Origin of the sequence: Micromonospora sp. CPCC 205561, assembly GCF_036906775.1 — a bacterium.
Lineage (GTDB): Bacteria > Actinomycetota > Actinomycetes > Mycobacteriales > Micromonosporaceae > Micromonospora.
On sequence record NZ_JBAKHV010000114.1, the window covers coordinates 1 to 3259 of the forward strand.

Below are 3259 nucleotides of genomic sequence, written 5' to 3' on the forward strand. Positions count from 1 at the left end.
TTGATGGAGCCGATGCTGGACGAGTTCCGGTCGGTGGTGGCGGGGCTGGACTGGCGGGTGCCGAAGATCCCGGTCGTGTCGAACGTGACCGGTGCGGTCGCGGACGCGGGGGAGGTCACCGACCCGGGCTACTGGGTGCGGCATGTGCGGCAGCCGGTGCGGTTCGCCGACGGCGTGGCGGCGCTGCGTGCGCAGGGTGTGGACACGTTCCTGGAGCTCGGCCCCGACGCGACGTTGACGGCGATGGTGGCGGAGATCGTCGCGGATGCCGCCGTGCGGCGGATTCCGGCGTCGCGGCGGGACCAGTCGGAGGTCGCCGCGCTGACCGAGGCGCTGGGGCAGTTGTGGGTCGCGGGTGTGCCGGTCGACTGGACGGCGTACCACGGTCAGACCGGTGCCCGGCCGCGCGTGGTCGACCTGCCCACCTACGCCTTCGACCATCGGCGCTACTGGATCAATGTCGCGACGCGCTCCTACCGTCCCCCCGCCGCCCGGCGTACCGCCGCCGACGAGGACTTCTGGCGGGCGATCGAGGCGGAGGACCTGACGACCCTCGCCGAGAGCCTGGCCGTCGACGCCGACGCCCCGCTCGCGGACGTGCTGCCCGCGCTGTCCACCTGGCGACGCCGCCGGGACGCCGAAGCGGCCCTCGACTCCTGGCGCTACCGGGTGACCTGGCAGCCGCTCACGGACGACGACGCCCGCGCCGAGGCGACCGACTTCCTGCTCGTCGTGCCGGCCGACGCCGACGCGGCCGTGACGGCCTGGGCCGCCGCACTTGGCGCCGCCGGCGGGCGGATCGTCGAGGTCGACGCCACGTGCGACCGGAAGCGGCTCGCCCACGACCTCGTCGAGGCGTCGGCCGGCCGCGACGGGGACGTGCTGCCCGTACTCTCCCTGCTCGCCTTCGACACCCGGCCGTACGCCGGGGCCGCCTCCGTGCCGACGGGCCTCGCCGGCACGGTCGCGCTCGCGCAGGCGCTCGGGGACGCCGGGATCACCGCCCGGCTCTGGATCGCCACTTGTGGCGCGGTCTCCGTCGGCTCCCGGGACCCGCACGTCGACCCCGTGCAGGCCATGGCGTGGGGCTTCGGCAGCGTGCTGCGCGCCGAGCACCCGCACCGGTGGGGCGGGCTCGTCGACGTCCCCGAGCAGCCCGACCAGGGCGTCGTGCGCATGCTCCGGACGCTGATCGCCGGCACCGGTCGGGAGGACGAGGTCGCCCTGCGTCGCAACGGCGGCCACGCCCGCAGGCTCGTCCGCGCGACGTACGGGGACACCGGCCCGCGCCGTTCCTGGACGCCGCGCGGCACGGTGCTGATCACCGGCGGGACCGGGGCCCTCGGCCGGCACGTCGCCCGCACCCTGGCCGCCGAGGGCGCCGAACACCTTCTGCTGGTCAGCCGGCGGGGCGGCGAGGCGCCGGGCGCGGCCGCGCTGGCCGAGGAACTCGCCGGGCTCGGCAGCCGGGTCACCCTCGCGTCCTGCGACGTGGCCGACCGGGCCGCGCTCGCGGCGCTGCTCGACTCGATCCCCGCCGAGCTTCCGTTGAGCGCGGTCGTGCACACCGCCGCCGCCCTAGACGACAACGTCGTCGACGCGGTCAGCGTCGACCAGCTGGCCACCGCCCTGCGGGCGAAGGTCGACGCCGCGCGCAACCTGGACGAGCTGACCCGGGGCCTGGACCTCTCCGCCTTCGTGCTCTTCTCCTCCCTCGCCGGCCTCATGGGCGCCGCCGGGCAGACCACCTACGCGCCGGGCAACGCCTTCCTCGACGCGCTGGCGCAGCGGCGTCGCGCGGAGGGGCTGCCGGCGACCTCGCTCGGCTGGGGCCTGTGGGCCGACGGCGGGGTGAGCGCCGGTGAGTTCGAGCAGCGGCTGAGGCGTACCGGCTTCGGCGCGATGGCACCGGAGACGGCCGTACGCGCCCTCACCCGGGCGCTGGACCGCGACGAGACGTACCTCGTGGTGGCCGACATCGACTGGGCCCGGGTGGCCGCCGCCGGCGGTCGGCGCCCCCACCCGCTGGTCCGGGACCTCCTGGCCGAGGCCGGCGCGGCGGGAACCGCCGACGCCACCGTGCCGGCGGCCGACCTGCGCCTCCGCCTGGCGGGGATGTCCGGCGCGGAGCAACTGCGCGTCCTCGGCGAACTCGTGCGTGCCGAGGTCGCGGCCGTGCTGGGCCACGACTCCGCCGAGCGGGTGGCACCGGACCGGGCCTTCCAGGACCTCGGCTTCACGTCGCTGGCGGCGGTCGAGCTGCGCAACCGGCTCGACGCGGCGACCGGCCTCACGTTGCCGACCACGCTCGCCTTCGACTACCCGAACTCGGCGGCCCTGGCCGGGCACATCCACGCCGAGCTGCTCGGCGGGCAGGCCCTTCCCGTCGCCGCCGCCGTCACCGGCCCCGTCGTGGGCGACGACCCGATCGTCATCGTCGGCATGGGCTGCCGTTTCCCCGCCGGCGCCGAATCCCCGGAGGGGCTCTGGGAACTGCTGACGGCCGGCGTCGACGCGATGTCGGACTTCCCGACCAACCGGCACTGGGACCTGGGGTCCCTGGCCGGAACCGACTCCTACGTCTCGCGGGGGGCGTTCCTGGCCGACGCGGGCGGCTTCGACGCGGAGTTCTTCGGCATCTCGCCGCGTGAGGCGCTGGCCATGGACCCCCAGCAGCGGCTCCTGCTGGAGGTCGCCTGGGAGGCGTTCGAGGACGCCCGGATCGAGCCCCTCGCGCTGCGCGGCGGCCGGGTCGGGGTGTTCGCCGGCACGAACGGGCAGGACTACGAGACCGTCGTGCGTCAGGCCGGAGAGTCGCTCGCCGGGTTCGGCGCGACCGGCGCCTCGGCGAGCGTGTTGTCGGGTCGGGTGGCGTACTCGTTCGGGTTCGAGGGGCCGGCGGTGACGGTGGACACGGCGTGTTCGTCGTCGTTGGTGGCGTTGCACCTGGCGGTGCAGGCGTTGCGGTCGGGCGAGTGCGACCTGGCCCTGGCCGGTGGCGTCACCGTGATGGCCACCCCGGGTGCCTTCATCGAGTTCTCCCGCCAGGGCGGACTGTCGGCGGACGGCCGCTGCAAGGCCTTTGCCGAGTCGGCGGACGGCACCGCGTGGGGCGAAGGCGTCGGGGTGCTGGTGGTGCAGCGGTTGTCGGACGCGCGGCGCGACGGGCGCCGGGTCCTGGCGGTGGTGCGGGGCACGGCGGTGAATCAGGATGGTGCGTCGAACGGGTTGACGGCGCCGAATGGTCCGTCGCAGCAGC

Annotated in this window: 1 pseudogene; it reads left to right on the top strand. The window is 75.5% G+C overall.

Annotation, left to right across the window (positions count from 1 at the left end):
* Window positions 1-12 precede the first annotated feature (12 nt).
* Window positions 13-3259 (top strand): annotated as a pseudogene (locus V6V16_RS27665) (SDR family NAD(P)-dependent oxidoreductase); the annotation flags it as partial.